At 71.7% G+C, this 1,507-nt stretch carries 1 protein-coding gene; it reads right to left on the bottom strand.

The features are described from left to right. Positions 1-1,458: exopolyphosphatase (ppx, locus tag AC1D15_RS31625; protein ID WP_477829160.1), on the bottom strand; the 1,458-nt coding region annotated here is incomplete at its 3' end. Positions 1,459-1,507 lie beyond the last annotated feature (49 nt).

Here is a 1,507-nt window from a genome sequence, read left to right on the forward strand (position 1 = left end):
CGCCTCCACTTCCTCGTTCAGCAGGAACAGCGTGCGCGGGTGCGTCTGCGCCCAGCCCTCGCTGAAGCCGAGCGTGGCCTGCCGGCCGCTCAGCTGCAGCTGCAGCGCGGTCGGGTCGACCGGGCCGCGCGCATGGCACTTGATGATCGCGAGCCGCAGGCACAGCGCCTGCGCCGCGAAATCGGTGTTCGCGAGCTGCGGCTCCACCTTGCGCAGGCCGCCGCGCTGCGCCAGCACCAGCTCCGCGAGCCGGCGCTGCTGCGATTGCGAGAAGCCCGCCGCATCGACATTGCCCAGCACGTAGGCGCTGTGCCGGTGGTGGTCGTGGTGCGAGATCATCATGCCCATCTCGTGCAGCGCACAGGCCCAGCGCAGCTCGCGCGCCTGGATCGGGCTGCGCTCGGGCGCCACGCTCGCATGCAGCGCATCGGCCACGCTCGCGACGCGCCAGGCCTGCGTGGTGTCGACCTCGAAGCGCCGCTGCATCTCCACCACCGAGGCATCGCGCATGTCGTGACCCTCGCGGTCGCGCGATTCGGCATGCAGCCGCTCGTCCAGGTCGAAGATCACGCCCTGGCGCAGCGCGCCGCGCGCCGGCTGCAGCAGCTGGATGCCGAAGTGCGTCGCGAGCGTGTACAGGATCGCCAGGCCGCCGGCGATCACCGCGCGGCGGTCTTCCTTCAGCCCGGGCAGGCTCAGCTTGTCGATGCGGCCGGCCTTCAGACACTGCTCGATGCACCAGCGCAGGCCGTCGGGCGTGATCGCGCCGTCGGTGATGCCGCTCGCCTGCAGCAGCTGCGACACCGCGCCGGCCGTGCCCGACGAGCCCAGCGCCTCGCGCCAGTGCTGCGGCGCGAACGGCGACAGCGCTTCTTCGAGCTCGGCGCCGGCGGCCACCTGCGCGGCGCGGAACGCGGCCTCGCTGAAGCGCCCGTCGGCGAAGTAGCGCATCGACAGGCTGACGCTGCCGACCTGGAACGACTCGGCGCGCAGCGGTGTGCGGCCCTGGCCGAGGATCATCTCGGTCGAGCGCCCGCCGATGTCGATCACCAGCCGCGGCTCGTCCGACGGCTGCAACCGGGCGACGCCGGCATAGATCAGCCGCGCTTCCTCGCGGCCGGAGATCACCTCGATCGGATGGCCCAGCACCTCCTGGGCGCGCAGCAGGAAGGCATCGCGGTTGCGCGCCTCGCGCAGCGTCTGCGTCGCCACCGCGCGCACCTGGTCCGGCGCATAGCCGCGCAGGCGCTGCGCGAAGCGGCCCAGGCAGGCCAGGCCGCGCAGCGTCGCGTCTTCGGTCAGCAGGCCCGACTTGTCGAGGCCGGCGCCGAGGCGAACGGTCTCCTTCAGGTAATCGATGCGCTTGTAGCGGCCGGGGCTGAGTTCGCCGATCTCCAGGCGGAAACTGTTCGAGCCCATGTCGATGGCCGCAAGGTGGTCGGGGAATCGGCTGGTCATCGCGCGATTCTCACTTGGTTTGCTCGCAGACCTCGTCGCGGCCAGGGAC

It is taken from the genome of Rhizobacter sp. P2_H2 (assembly GCF_056403375.1).